The sequence below is a fragment of the uncultured Chloroflexus sp. genome, from assembly GCF_937951745.1.
Lineage (GTDB): Bacteria > Chloroflexota > Chloroflexia > Chloroflexales > Chloroflexaceae > Chloroflexus.
The window spans coordinates 53,577-67,662 of record NZ_CALFBQ010000048.1 but is presented as its reverse complement, the minus strand read 5'-3'; the positions used below and the strand labels follow the sequence as shown (position 1 = coordinate 67,662).

The 14,086-nt window shown below is 57.2% G+C and carries 11 protein-coding genes, 1 tRNA gene and 1 riboswitch; of the genes, 7 read left to right on the top strand and 5 right to left on the bottom strand.

The genetic code is table 11. From position 1 onward, the window contains the following. Positions 1-117: 117 nt before the first annotated feature. Positions 118-2,244 (bottom strand): RCC1 repeat-containing protein, encoded by a 2,127-nt coding sequence (locus Q1A59_RS12185; protein WP_367280900.1) that lies wholly within the window; start codon positions 2,242-2,244, stop codon positions 118-120. A gap of 229 nt (positions 2,245-2,473) precedes the next feature. Beyond that, positions 2,474-2,536, top strand: a riboswitch (Fluoride riboswitch). A gap of 42 nt (positions 2,537-2,578) precedes the next feature. Here Q1A59_RS12185 and Q1A59_RS12180 point away from each other — a divergent pair. Both Q1A59_RS12180 and Q1A59_RS12175 read left to right on the top strand, forming a co-directional pair. After that, a complete protein-coding gene (locus Q1A59_RS12180; protein ID WP_299645061.1) occupies positions 2,579-4,102 on the top strand; it encodes a MutS-related protein in 1,524 nt (507 codons plus the stop codon). Positions 4,103-4,151: 49 nt separating this feature from the next. Next, positions 4,152-5,681, top strand: a complete 1,530-nt coding sequence (locus Q1A59_RS12175) for a MutS-related protein (protein ID WP_299645060.1) — start codon at positions 4,152-4,154, stop codon at positions 5,679-5,681. Here Q1A59_RS12175 and Q1A59_RS12170 read toward each other — a convergent pair. The 3 genes from Q1A59_RS12170 to Q1A59_RS12160 form a co-directional block, all read right to left on the bottom strand. After that, the gene (locus Q1A59_RS12170) at positions 5,627-6,088 is read right to left on the bottom strand and encodes a thioredoxin (RefSeq protein WP_299645059.1); all 462 of its coding nucleotides are present in this window, start codon (positions 6,086-6,088) and stop codon (positions 5,627-5,629) included. The genes Q1A59_RS12175 and Q1A59_RS12170 overlap by 55 nt on opposite strands. Continuing rightward, positions 6,085-6,531, bottom strand: coding sequence for a DUF4395 domain-containing protein (locus Q1A59_RS12165; protein ID WP_299645058.1), 447 nt, complete (start codon positions 6,529-6,531; stop codon positions 6,085-6,087). Before Q1A59_RS12165 ends, Q1A59_RS12170 begins: the two co-directional genes overlap by 4 nt. Before the next feature lie 204 nt (positions 6,532-6,735). Continuing rightward, positions 6,736-6,810, bottom strand: a tRNA-Met gene (locus Q1A59_RS12160). A 67-nt stretch (positions 6,811-6,877) separates the two neighbouring features. Between Q1A59_RS12160 and Q1A59_RS12155 the strand changes: the two genes are divergently transcribed. Beyond that, positions 6,878-7,333: a GNAT family N-acetyltransferase gene (locus Q1A59_RS12155; protein ID WP_299645057.1), complete on the top strand. Its 456-nt coding sequence runs from the start codon at positions 6,878-6,880 to the stop codon at positions 7,331-7,333. Positions 7,334-7,365: 32 nt separating this feature from the next. Here the strand turns inward: Q1A59_RS12155 and cfa are convergent, their stop codons facing one another. Beyond that, entirely contained in the window at positions 7,366-8,550 is a 1,185-nt protein-coding gene (cfa, locus tag Q1A59_RS12150) for a cyclopropane fatty acyl phospholipid synthase (protein WP_299645056.1), read from the bottom strand. Between the two features lie 160 nt (positions 8,551-8,710). On the opposite strand from cfa, the gene Q1A59_RS12145 reads away from it, so the two are divergent. From Q1A59_RS12145 to Q1A59_RS12130, 4 genes are all read left to right on the top strand, one after another. Beyond that, entirely contained in the window at positions 8,711-9,181 is a 471-nt protein-coding gene (locus Q1A59_RS12145) for a MarR family winged helix-turn-helix transcriptional regulator (protein ID WP_299645055.1), read from the top strand. An 86-nt stretch (positions 9,182-9,267) separates the two neighbouring features. Then, on the top strand, positions 9,268-10,761 hold the full coding sequence (locus tag Q1A59_RS12140; RefSeq protein ID WP_299645054.1) for a ComEC/Rec2 family competence protein: 1,494 nt from the start codon (positions 9,268-9,270) through the stop codon (positions 10,759-10,761). 72 nt (positions 10,762-10,833) lie between these two features. After that, on the top strand, positions 10,834-12,723 hold the full coding sequence (locus Q1A59_RS12135; protein ID WP_299645053.1) for a S9 family peptidase: 1,890 nt from the start codon (positions 10,834-10,836) through the stop codon (positions 12,721-12,723). 322 nt (positions 12,724-13,045) lie between these two features. Beyond that, a complete protein-coding gene (locus Q1A59_RS12130; protein ID WP_299645052.1) occupies positions 13,046-14,077 on the top strand; it encodes a sensor histidine kinase in 1,032 nt (343 codons plus the stop codon). Positions 14,078-14,086: the final 9 nt, after the last annotated feature.

Here is a 14,086-nt window from a genome sequence, read left to right as displayed (position 1 = left end):
TCGCGTGTGCCCTACAGTCGTGAGCTGAGCAGCCCTCTTGTTGACAATCTATCCGCTGGCTCACACGACAGCGGCGGTTCGCGGCGGTGCCAGAAGAACCGCCGCGCAGGGTCTCCGTTATCGGTTGACGAGCGGTACGTACAACTGAGACAGCCCAAGCTGCACCAGCATCGGGAATCCACGGTAGGGGAAATCACCAAGACCCAACTGGCCGGTTTCATTGTCACCCCAGCATACGGCACGACCGTCTGCCAACAGCGCGCATGAATGACTATTGCCGGCAGTCAGAGCGGTTACTTGACCGGTAATCCCCGTTACTGTCACCGGCTCGCTGCTGGTTGTTGGTGCATCAACACCGAGCTGACCGGCATCATTGTTTCCCCAACACTTTACCTGATGATCGACCGTGAGCGCACAGGTATGGTCGTTGCCCGCCGCTAGCGCGACTACACCCGTACTTAAACCATTTACAGCAACCGGTGCTGTGCGATCCGTTGTGGTGCCGTCACCGAGCTGACCGCTCCTATTCGCCCCCCAACACACCACCCCACCTGTTGCAGTGACAGCACAGGTGTGCGCACCACCGGCCGCAATTGCGCGCACATCGGTGAGGTTAGCGACCCGCATCGGCATCTTGTCACTACTGAACTCAGCACTCGTGCCATTTGCCCAACAATACACACTACCATCAGCGGCTAAGGCACAGGTCTGAAACCCACCGGCAGTAATCGCGCGCACATCACGTGGCAGACCAGCAATCACAGTCGGTGTAGCACCCCACTGATGCCCCCAGCAGACTACGTCGCCGTTCTGCTTAAGCGCACAGGTGTGCTGCTCACCGGCAGTGATTGCGCTCACGCCTGACGACAGATTCGTCACCGGTAGCGGATCACTGCGCCGGCCAGAGGAATTGCCGGCCTGCCCATAATAATTGCCACCCCAACAGACGACACCACCGGCACTCGTCAGGGCGCACGTATGGCTATTGCCGGCATCGATTGCCGTCACCCCTGACAGCGTTTCGACTTCCGTCGGCACCCCACGTGCGGTAAACATCGTATCGCAGAGATTTTTATCGTACTTTGCCCCCCAGCATAGCACTCGACCATCGGCAGCGAGGGCACAGGTATGCGAATGCCCTGCGGTGATTGCTTGTACCCCACTCGGCACTGATGCACTGTACCGCGCAGTGGTGCTCTGCAGAACTCTGCCATCACCTAGTTGGCCCTCCAAATTGCGCCCCCAACATAACACGCCGCCACTCGCCATCAACGCACAGGTATGGCTATACCCGGCAGACAGAGCGGTAATGCCGCCTGTGATACCGGTTACCGCAACCGGTTTGGTAGACATACCGTGAACATCGTTATTTCCCAATGAACCGTAGAAATTGTTACCCCAACACCATGCACTGCCCGACGCGGTCACGGCACACGTATGAAACGAACCGGTGCTGATGCTGGTAATGTCCGTTGGCAGATCAGCCACCACCATTGGCCGTGCCCGACTCGTAGTTGTGCCATCACCGAGCTGACCATGTTCATTGTAGCCCCAACACCAGACTCGACCATCTCGACTCAACGCACAGGTATACATCCTACCGGCGGAAACGGCAACCATCGTATTCGGCAGATGCGCCACGGCTACCGGCGTCGGTTGCCACTCTGCTACGCCTTCACCCAATTGACCAAAGGAATTATCACCCCAACACCATACACGGCCATCGGTCATCACAGCACATGCATGCGAGGAGCTTATCGATATCGATACAGCGCCGCTTGAAATCGGGATCGTTGGCGTTGAACCTTGGAAGCACATAACCATGCCGCTATCGTTGAGAACGCACGGATAGCTGCCCGCCACCAGAGCGGTCACGGTTCCGGTTATGCCGGTCAATTCCCGAGACTGAACGGTATTATACGAATCGCCCCAACAAACAATCCGGTTCTCTACAGTAACAGCACACGTATACCCATAACCAACGGCAATCTTAACCGCACTGGCATTCAACAATGTCGCTTGCACCGGGACACTTGTGTTTTGGTGCGTGCCATCACCGAGCTGACCATAAAAATTATCACCCCAACACCACACCTTGCCATCAGCCGTTAACGCACAACTATGCCTGTCATAGACATCAACGGCAACAACTCGCTGTGGCAGGAGCGATGAAGCCGCATTGGCAGTGACGGCAGCCGCAGGTGGAGTTAGGGGAGCGGCAATAACGGCACGACCGGTTAGCATCAAGACCGACAGAACCAGACCGAACCAGACCAAGAGGATGAAAAGCTGTCGCATGGACATTGTCTTGCTCCGTAGTTATTCAGCGTTTCATTTGATGCAAGTACCGGTACTTCGGTCACATCGTAGCACGACCTTGTGACATCTATGGTCACACTGATCGAACTGAATGCTGGAAGGCGAGAAAGGCAACCATCCTTGCCTTCTCACTATGGGTGTGATAAACTACGATTAGTAAAGAGGTGATGAGGCTCACCGTTGCAAGTGCCTGCGGGCTGATAGCCTCTACAGAAGGTACCTTCTGTAGAGGCTTTTCTGTTGTTGAGAGGGAGCCGCGATGACGTTTCACAGCATTCTATTCACCGACATTCCCGACGATACACCGGTACCGCAATGTTTTCCCGATTTGAACCTTGATCAGGTGGTGGAGGCGATTGCAACTGCGTACAAAGATGCGCGGCTGCAACCATTCTTTCATGCGCCGCTGCGTGACGAGGAACTCATCCGCCATCGACAAGCAGTGGCGCGCGATCTCGAACACCCGCGCATTGCGACAGCAATCACCACTTTTAATAAGCAGATGGACACCATCGCTCGTTACCTTGCTCTGCGACAAACCCTGATCTACGAGCATCACCGGCAAGGGTGGTTACTTGAAGCGGTGTTGACCTATTGCACTGCCGTAAGTGAATTAGCCCATACGCTGAGCACAGCAGAAGTACGTTCTGTTGGTTTGCAATCGTTTACGCATTATCTGTACAACTATCTAAGCACACCCACATTTAGCGAACTAAACAACGCAGCACAGAGCATAGAACATGCACTACAGCAGATCAGGTTTAGTTTAATAATTCGTAGTGATTCTTTTATTGTTAAAAGTTTTGAAAACGAGCAACCGTACAGTCCAGAGATCAGCGCCGTATTCGCTAAATTCCGTCAAGAAGATAGTCCTAGCTATCTCACCAATCTGCGTGAAGCAGCGGGGATGAACCATATCGAGGCTAAAATTGTCGAATTTGTCGCTCGTCTCACGCCTGAGCCGTTTGCTGCCCTTGCCCAATTTTGCGCCCAGCACGAACGGTTTATTGATGAGACAATTCGCCGCTTCGACCGCGAGATCCGGTTTTATCTGGCCTACCTTGAATTCATTGCGCGCTTCCGGCAGCAAAGTTTGCCGTTTTGTTACCCAGAGATAAGCCGCAGCGACCGCAACGAGACCGTGCGCGATGGCTTTGATCTGGCGCTCGCCCACGCGATGTATGCGCGACAAGCGCCGATCGTGCTCAATGACTACGACCTCATCGAACCAGAACAGATACTTGTCGTATCAGGCCCAAATCAGGGTGGCAAAACAACATTTGCGCGGATGGTTGGGCAGTTGCACTATCTAGCTGCGTTAGGCCTGCCGGTGCCAGCCCGTCAAGCTCGCCTCTTCATTCCCGATCACATCTTCACTCACTTTGAACGGAGCGAAGTCATCACCAACCTGCGCGGGAAACTCCAAGACGAGTTGGTGCGAATGCACGAGCTGATGGTCAAGACGACGAGCAACACGCTGCTAATCCTCAACGAAATCTTTCACTCCACAACCGTTGAGGACGCCACCTTCTTGAGCAAAGAACTTATGGCTCGCATATTGCGCCAACAAGCGTTTGGCGTATGGGTGACGTTCATCGACGAACTCTCACGGCTGAATGAGCATACGGTCAGTATGGTCAGCCTCGTCGATCCGGCCAACCCAAGCCAACGCCCGTTTAAAGTGGTGCGCCAACCGGCCGATGGTCGCGTCTATGCGCTAGCAATAGCTCGCAAACATCGGCTGACGTATGAACAGATTAGAGAACGAATGGAAAAGAATTGAGGTATCTTTTTCAGTGCGGAATAATCCCAGATAGGATAGGTAAAAAGCTATGCGGGTCTATTTCCTTTACCCTGATCGGAACGACGATCCGAACAAACCCCTCCCAGCACACGCCGATCATCTGTTGCGCGATCTCGCCCTCGCCCCAATCATTGCCGCAATGGCCAACGGCGATCAATTTATTGCAGCGACTGTCCAACAGGTACTGCTGAACAGTCTCACCGATCTAACCCAGATCACATATCGGCAAGCAGCACTCCAAGATTGCCTGAACCACCCAAACGTCATTCATGCACTCTACCAAATTCCGATCAAAGCATTTGAACTCAAACGCAAACGTTGGCTTGGCCTGTTTGGCATGCATTATCCGAGCAGTATTCTCAGTGAAGCACGCGCGATGCTCATTGCCTACCTTGATCTGCTCAAGGAGCTGCGCCAGCTTGCCGATCAGCACCGAGCGGCATTTCAATCACCGGCCTTCAGCCGCTTTTTTGCCATGATTCAGCAAGAACTGAGCGATGACTACCTTGTTGAGATAGAGCAGCATCTGCGCCAGCTCAGCTTTCGTGACGGTATCCTAGTCAGTGCCGGCCTAGGGCGAGGCAACGAACCGGGTGATTATGTACTGTGTAAACCTAACCAACCACAAAAAAATTGGTTACAGCGGCTCATCGACCCGACACCGAGCTACGCTTACACCCTGCCCCCCAAAGACGAAGCCGGCAGTCGTATGCTAGGTGATCTGCGCGATCGCAGTCTCAACGTGGTGGCGGATGCAGTCGCGCAGGCCGCTACCCACGTGGAAGGCTTTTTCAAGATATTGCAACGTGAATTAGCGTTCTACGTCGGCTGTCTTCATCTGGCGAAACGGCTGTATGCGCTGCAAATGCCTATCTCGTTTCCCCAACCGTTACCACTTACGCAGCCTTATTTCGCTGCCAAAGGGTTATACGATGTCTCGCTGGCATTAGTCAGCCAACAACCGGTGATCGACAACGATATCGAAGCTACTGATGCCAAGCTATTCGTTATCACCGGCGCCAATCAGGGCGGCAAATCAACCTTTTTGCGCAGCGTAGGTATTGCGCAATTGCTGATGCAATGCGGCATGTTTGTACCGGCTATATCCTTCTCGGCTAACGTCTGCAGTGGTATCTTCACTCACTCCAAACGTGAAGAGGATGCAACGATGAACAGCGGCAAACTCGATGAAGAGCTTGCCCGGATGAGCGAGATTATCGATCAGCTCCGGCCGCACGCTCTGATCTTACTCAACGAGTCATTTGCCGCCACTAACGAACAGGAAGGGAGCGAGATTGCGCACCAAATCATCAGTGCGCTGCTCGACAGCCAGATGAAATTACTGTTCGTGACCCACCTCTACGATTTTGCCCGTCGGTGGTGGCGCATGCAGCGAACAGATACGATCTTCTTACGCGCCGAACGGCAATCCGATGGCTCGCGTACCTTCAAATTGCGAGTGGCCGAACCGCAAGCGACGAGCTACGGTGCCGATCTTTATTATCAGGTGTTTGGTGAAGTAGCGCAGGTAGCATCAGATGAGAGCACCGCAGCCTGAGGCAGCAACACTCGCACCTGCCGCGCCAAGGTTGCAGTATCGGCAAAACCTTGATTCACGTACCGCACCACGCCATTGCCATCGAGCACAACGGTTGCGGGTGCAGTGAGAATACCCAATTGCCCGACAAGCTGCGGATGTTCAAGCGCTGATACCGTGGTCACTACAACCTCTTCACCCGTCATCGCTGCCAACTGGGCTAACGCTGGCGCTTGGCGAGCGTAGCATTCACGGCAACCGGGAGTTGAAAACGCGATCACGGCTGGCCGGCCAAGTGGGACAATGCCGGCGAAGATGGGGATTTGGCCGAGTATGCGTAACCGGTACGCCTGCCAAGACCGTACCCCTACCCACAACAAGCCAAGCCCGGCTGCGAGCGCGCCGATAATGAAGAGACGCTCGATCATTTCCACCGCCCCAAACGTTGCAATTGAAAGAAGATAAAGCACCCGGCGCAGAAACCAAAGAGCAGGTTCACAGCCGCCAGCGCAACGACGAGCAATGCCAGCGCCCAACCGAGCAGATGCGCGCCGAACCACAATGCAAGCGTGGCCGCGATTAACACTGCTGCGCCCATCCCTTGGGCGAATCGGTGAGGGGCCGGGTCTTCTTGGTGGAAATCGGGGCGCAGGAGACCAAGCGGGCGCAACACATCGCGATAGAGGCGCTGAAAGAGCGCTAGCGCCGGCGAGATAGTGCCAAGCGCCATCACCGCAGCGACAAAGGCGAGCAGCCAGAGATAGTCGGCAGCAAAGGCGAGCAGGAGCAACAGAATGATCGTGGCCTGATTGACGCGCAACGCCGTGCGATCAACGAGCGCGGGTGGGGAAGAAATTGATTGAGCAGCCATAGATAACTACCTTACGTAAGTTTTCAAGTTCTTGCGTTAATCTTAAATAAGATAGTCTGTTTTGTCAAGAAAGAGAGCATGGGTGCTACGGATGCGCACGGTGGCCCGACCCGTGCGCATTTGTCCTCGTCGGTGGAAATCCGTGTCTCATGAACATTTCGGGTAAAATAAAAGGGACACAGCATTGCTGTGTCCCTTTCGAGCTGGTAGCGGCGGCAGGATTCGAACCTGCGACCTTCGGGTTATGAGCCCGACGAGCTGCCACTGCTCCACGCCGCGTCGCCATCTGTTACTATAGCACATCAAAATCACTATGTCAAGAGGTTTTTCACTACATGGTGTTGTGATGCAGGCTGAACAGCCAGAGCAACTCGCCGCGATCCGCGCGCTCTTTCGCGAATACGCCGCCAGCCTGCCCATTGATCTCGGTTATCAAGGGTTTGAAGCAGAACTGGCTGCGCTTCCCGGTGCATACGCGCCACCGCAGGGCAGGTTGTTGCTGGCGCTCGTCGCCGGTGAAGCGGCAGGTTGCGTGGCGTTGCGCCCGCTAAGCGAGACGATCTGCGAGATGAAGCGGTTGTACGTGCGGCCATCGTTTCGCCGCGAGGGGTTAGGGCAGCGGCTCGCCAGCCAGATCGTGGCAGAAGCGACTGCAATCGGCTATGAGCTAATGCGGCTCGATACCCTGCCCACGATGCGCAGCGCGATCCGGCTGTACGAATCGCTCGGCTTTACCCGCTGCGCGCCGTACTACCCCACCCCGATCACCGAGACGGTGTTCATGGAACGGCGGCTGTTGTAGAGACGTTGCAATCTAACGTCTCTACGACACCCTTACCGTATCGACCGGTAGCCACCTTTCACCCCACGCGGCGACAACACCAACTGCCAAAGCTGGCTGGCCCGCGCCATAAAGCTGCCGGCGCTCGTGAGCAGGTAGAAGCGCCACATGCGGTAGAAACGTTCATCGTACCGGTGTGCCAACTGCGGCCATGCTTGCTCGAAATTGGCATGCCATGCCTTGAGCGTCGCCACGTAATTGACACCGAAATTGTGCCAGTCTTCAAGCACAAACAACCCCTCGAACGCCGCCGTCAACAAGCGCGGCGAAGGCAACATCGAGTTGGGGAAGATGTAGCGTTCGATCCACGCATCGCGCCCTTGATAGGCGACATTCGTGCCGATCGTGTGCAACAGCAAGAGACCATCATCGGCCAACAAGCGGCGCGCCGTTTGCATAAAGGTACGATAATTGCGATAACCAACGTGCTCGAACATCCCTACCGAGATGATCCGGTCAAACGTGCCCTGTGTTTGCCGGTAATCTTCCAGCCGGATCTCCACCGGCAAGCCACGACAACGCTCTTGAGCCAGCGCGGCTTGTTCCCGCGAGACGGTAATCCCGACTACATGCGCGCCGTAGCGTTCAGCCAGATATTGGGCCGTGCCGCCCCATCCACACCCAATATCAAGCACACGCATGCCCGGTTGCAGATCGAGCTTGCGCGCAATCAGATCGAGCTTCGCCTCTTGCGCTTCATCCAGCGTGCGGGCACCGCTATCCCAGTAAGCACAACTGTAGATCATGCGACGGTCGAGCATCGCGGCATAGAGATCATTCCCGATATCGTAGTGGCGCTGACCGATCACGAACGCACCCTTGCCGCGCTGGCGATTGATAAACCGGCTATCAAACCATAGTGGGAGATTCACCAGCCAACCTACCTGTACCGGTGCCTGTACTTGCAGGAGCCGGCAAATGAACTCATCAATTGCCGCACAGTCCCACCAACCATCCATGTAGGCTTCGCCAAGACCAAGCGAGCCGTTAAGCAAGCAGCGAAGGTAGAGACGCTCATCGTATACCTGAATGTCCCATGGTTGTGAGCCATTGACCGTAATGCCGGCGGCATCGAGCAGTTTTCCTGCATAATTGCGTGCCCACCGGTGAAGACGATGCCGTTTAGATCGAGCGACATTCGTTGTCGTTGGCAGAGAAGCCAGTTCGCGTTCAGTCATAGCACCCTCCTTCTAGATGCAGGCCAAACGATTGAACGTGCTTCGCAACTGTCGCTTGCCGCATATTCACCTATGGTATCAGTTCACTACTTGTCACCCCCTTACAAGAGCGGTATACTGCTTGCAAAGAAAATGATTGCACATGTGCAGGTTTACTATTATGAAACAACACGACGTTCGCTCCCATTTGCCGCACCAGCTTATCCATGATGTCTACGTCCTGCTGGATGACGGCGACCGACGCGCGTTAGCGCATACCAACCTGACGCCGCTCGAGTTCAATTTGCTGTTGCAGCTTGATCTCGAGCAGGGTCAGCGACTGACCGATGTGGGTGCGAAACTGCTCTGTGTCAAAAGCACGATCACCCGGCTCGTCGATCGGCTCGAGCGCGACGGATTAGTGCGGCGCAATCCCGATCCTGATGATCGGCGGGCGCAGCGACTGATCCTCACGCCGCGCGGCGCGGCGGTGCGCGCCGAGGCGCTGGCAATGCACAACGCAGCGGTCGAGCGCCGAATGAATCTGCTTGACCCGGAAGAGCAAGAGCAGCTCACCCGCCTGCTGTTAAAACTACGGGATGGGTTGGCCGCCGATTTAGCGGCCCAGCAAGCCGTCGAAGCCGAAACATAGCTGTTTCCTCCTAGTCTGCGAATCCTTTGCCTGTTTTCAAACAGTATTCTTCATGATACCGCTGCTTTGACAACAGGCAAGATGGCATGAATCTGATTCGACTGGCGCTGGGTTGGTTGATCGGGATCACGTTAGCTGGAGTTGTTGCCTTGCCGCTACACTGGTTTGCACTAGCAGCCGGTGCGGCGGGGGTAGGTGTCGTTGTTGTTCATCGCCGCTGGCGCTGGGTAGCGCTGGCGGCGATGTGTTTGGCGCTGGGTGGCATGCGCTACCACGTTGCCCAACCCTTGCTCGGCCCGCACCATATCGAGCGCTGGGCTAGCGCTGATGAGGTGATGCTGGTCGGCGGCGTTGCGGAAGAGCCACGCCGCGATGATACCGGCCAGCAAGTGGTCATCAGCGTTTCTCACGCCGGCCCTGACGGACAGTTGGCCCCGGCAGAGGGCCGTGTGCTGGTGCGCGCCCCACCCTACCCCCCGTACTATCCGGGGGATCGCTTGCAGATCAGCGGTAGGCTGACCTTGCCCCGCCCTGCCCAACGTCCGGGAGAGTTTGATTACCGCGCCTACCTTGCGCGCCGGAACATCTTTGTGCTCCTTAACCAGCCTACCACTATCAAGACATTGGCTGCGCGTGAACCGGCGTGGGGGTTGGCCCAGATCAGCCAGTTTCGCGAGCAGTGCCGGCGTACCGTGCTGCGCCTCTTGCCCGAACCACAAGCGGCGCTGGCAATCGGGATTCTGCTCGGTATTCAGGCCGGTCTGCCGGAAGCGGCCCGCACAGCTTTCGCTACTACCGGCACCTCGCACATCTTAGTTGTGTCGGGCTGGAACTTTACCATCGTCGCGGCGGCACTGGCAGCACTGGCCAAACTCACTCGCCTGCGACCATGGTCAGCCTTTTGGCTTAGTCTAGCCGTGATGTGGATCTATGCCGGTTTCACCGGCGCTTCGGCGGCAGTCGTGCGGGCAGCGATGATGGCTAGTCTCGCTCTCTTGGCCCGCACCGCCGAGCGGCAGAGCGAGCCGTGGCGGTTGTTGTTGACCACTTGCTGGCTGTTGACGTTGATCAACCCGCATACCCTCTGGGATCTCGGCTTTCAACTCTCGGTGTTGGCTACGGCGAGCCTGTTTGCATTTGGTAAACCGGTGGAACACTGGCTTGATGGGGTGCGCTGGCTGGCACACCCCGCGTTGGCAGCAGTACGCGAGGCGCTCACCGCAACCTTGGCGGCGCAAGTGCTGACAATGCCGCTGATGCTCTACCACTTCGGTAATCTCTCGCTGGTTGCACCGTTGGCCAATATCCTGATTGTGCCGGTAGTGCCGGTGGCGATGCTGTTGGGAATGGCGGCATTGATCGGCGGGTTGATCTGGTTGCCGCTTGGCAAGTGGCTAGCGATCATCGCATGGCTGCCGCTGAGCTGGATCAGCAATACGGCGCTGGTGCTGGCCCAACCGGCATGGGCGGCGCTTGCTGTGCCGTCCTTCCCACTCTGGCTGTTGCTGGCAGGTTATGCCCTGATTGGCGGCTATTGGCTATGGCGGCGGCCAGATCGGGCAGACATACGAGCAAGTTAATGCAATTCACCAAATCTAGCGCTTTGTGTTATGATGCAAGGAGAAACATTCTGATATTGGCAAGGAATACGTATGGCCCAGATCGCACCCTACGGCAGTTGGCGTTCGCCGATTACCGCCGCTCTGCTCGTCGCCAAGCAGGTAAGCCTCAGTTGGCCGCAGATTGATGGCACTGATATCTACTGGATCGAAGGACGTCCGCAAGAGGGTGGGCGGAATGTGCTCGTGCGCCGTGCCGCTGACGGCACGATCAGCGATGTGACCCCAACCGGTATGAACGTGCGTACTCTTGTTCATGAGTACGGCGGTCTCAGCTATGTGGTCGATCAGGGTGAAGTTTTCTTTGTTGAGTTTAGTGATCAGACCCTCTACCGCCAGCTTCCCGGCGCGGCGCCGGTACCGCTCGGCACACCGGCAGGCTTACGCTTCGCCGAAATGGTTGTGGATCGGGCGCATAACCGGTTGATTGCAATTGGGGAAGATCACCGCGGTGATGGTGAAGCCCAGAACTATCTGGTGGCGGTGGATCTAGCCAACGGCGCGACGACACCATTACTCACCGGACGCGACTTCGTGGCCGCGCCGCGCCTGAGTCCCGATGGGGCATGGCTGGCATGGCTGGCGTGGGATCATCCCAATATGCCGTGGGACGCCGCTGAGTTGTGGGTGGCGCCGATCTTGGCCGATGGCAGTCTGGGAACGGCGCGCCGATTAGCCGGCGGCGCCGGCGATACGTGCTTTCAGCCGGAATGGGCTGCTGATGGCAGCTTGTTGGTGGTGGCTGAACGCAGCGGCTGGTGGAACCTGTACCGGCTCGATCTCGACGGCAACGCCATCCCGCTTTACCCGCGAGAAGCCGAGTTCGGCCAGCCGCTTTGGCAGTTGGGCATGCGTACCTATCTACCGTTGCCTGACGGACGTATCCTAGCATCGTTCTGCCAGCAGAGCCGTTGGCAAATGGTGGTGATAGGGCGAGACGGCAGTGCCGAGCCAATCGAAGTGCCGGTCTCGGTGATCAATATTGTCAATGGCGCTGGTGATCGTGTAGTCTTCATTGGCAGTTCACCAACACTACCGGCAACGCTCTTCCTGCTCGATGTAAATAACCGCGCGCTCACACCAATCCGGAGCAGCGGCGAGCTGCCGGTTGATCCGGCGTACCTCTCACTGCCCGAAGTGATCAGCTTTCCAAGCGCCAACGGCCGCACCGCCTACGGCATCTTTTACCCGCCACACAACCCTGACTTCATCGCCCCAGAAGGGGAACGGCCACCACTACTGGTAATGATCCACGGCGGGCCGACTGCCGCCGCCTACCCCACCTTGCGTCTCTCGATTCAATACTGGACGAGCCGAGGGATTGGGGTGCTCGATGTGAATTATGGCGGCAGCACCGGTTTTGGCCGCGCCTACCGTGAACTGCTCGACGGTCGATGGGGAATTGTCGATGTCGAAGACTGCGTCGCCGGCGCACAGTTTCTCGCGGCCAGCGGCAAAGCTGATCCCGAACGATTACTGATCACCGGCGGTAGCGCTGGCGGGTTCACCGTCTTGGCGGCGCTTGCCTTCCACCACACCTTCCGGGCCGGGGCGAGCCACTTCGGTGTCGCCGACCTAGCGGCACTAGCTCGCGACACGCACAAGTTCGAGTCGCGCTACCTTGACCGTCTGATCGGCCCCTACCCAGAGCGAGCCGACCTCTATCATGCTCGTTCACCACTTTACCATGCCCATCAGATCAGGTCACCGGTCATCTTCTTTCAAGGGCTAGAAGACAAAGTAGTGCCGCCGGCCCAATCAGAAGCGATGTACGAGGCGCTCCGTGCGCGCGGCATCCGCACCGAGTACGTGCCCTTCCCCGGCGAACAGCACGGCTTCCGCAAGGCCGAAAATATTATCACCGCCATCGAACGCGAACTGGCGTTTTATGGTGAGGTGCTTGGCTTTACGCCGGTAGTGTGACGACGGCTCAACAGGCCGTGCAGAAGTCACCGCATGCTACTTTGTCTGCGAGGGAGCAACGGCATCCAGCGGAGCTGGCGCCGCCCAACCAAAGCAGTCTCCCGTTTCAGCGAAACTAACCCGCTCAGGCGTCCCATCCGCGCGGGAGATCGCTTCGCCGTCTGCGGCGGCTCGCAATAACATCGAGGAACGAAAGGCAGCCATGCACCGCTCGGCGCGCAAGGACAAGCGGTGTAAGATGAATGTTTGATCATCTTGCCTGCTTCATTGCCGGCCAGTTGCGTGCTATACTTACACCATCAAAACGATTGGTTGTGGGAGTATGCCTTTGAGTACGGAGCCAGCCGCCCTTCTCGAGCGCGCTACAGCCATTGTTGCCGCCCAACTTGCCGGATTGCGCGAACTCTACCACGCCGCCTTGCAACAGCAAGAAGGCGTGGTTCAGCGTGCGCGCCAACTTTCGCGCCAACTCGATGAAGCAGTGGTACAAGAGCAGTTTGCTCGTGAACACGGCTTATCCACCGTTGCTATCGCGGCGCGGGTCAAGCAATTGCGAGCCGAACACGCCACCGCGGCTGAAGCTGAAGCCGAATTGCGCCGGTCGCTCCGCCAACTCGACCAACTTATCCGCCAAATCGAGATGAGTAGCACCACCCTTACCCGCAATGTGGAAGGCGTGGCTGCCGATCCGTGGGTGCAGGCGTTGCGGGCGCAAGTCATTAAGGGTCGCGAGGAAGAGCGCATCCGACTGGCGCGCGAAGTGCATGACGGGCCGGCGCAAGTGCTGGCTAATGCACTGATGGGGGTCGAAGTCTGCCAAAATCTGCTCCAAGAGCAGAAGCTGGAACAGCTCGGCTCGATCCTTAGCCAGCTCGGTGATAACGTGCGCGAGGGCTTGCGTGAAGTGCGCAGCTTTATCGCCGATCTCCGTCCGGGTAAGTTGGAAGAACAAGGTCTGGTGCCGGCGCTGCACGAATACATCCGTCGCTACCGCGACACGGTAAGCAATCCGGTCGTGTTTGAAGCCGATCCGTTGCCGCGCTTGCCGGCTGAAACCGAGATCGTGCTCTACCGCATCGTGCAAGAGGCCTTGCAGAATGCGCGCAAACATGCCCGCGGCGCGCCAGTTCGGGTCACCTTGTTAGCTCGCGGCGGACGCTTGCATCTGTCGATCCGTGATGAAGGACCCGGCTTTGATCTGCGTGAAGTCGTTCGGCGCGCCGGACGCGAGAGCTGGGGGTTGACAAGCATGCGCGAACGGGCCGAGCTGATCGGCGCGCAACTAACCGTCACGACCCGGCGTGGCGCCGGCACCGAAGTGCAAGTGACGATGTCATTGCCGCAACCGGGTTGAGTTATCCGA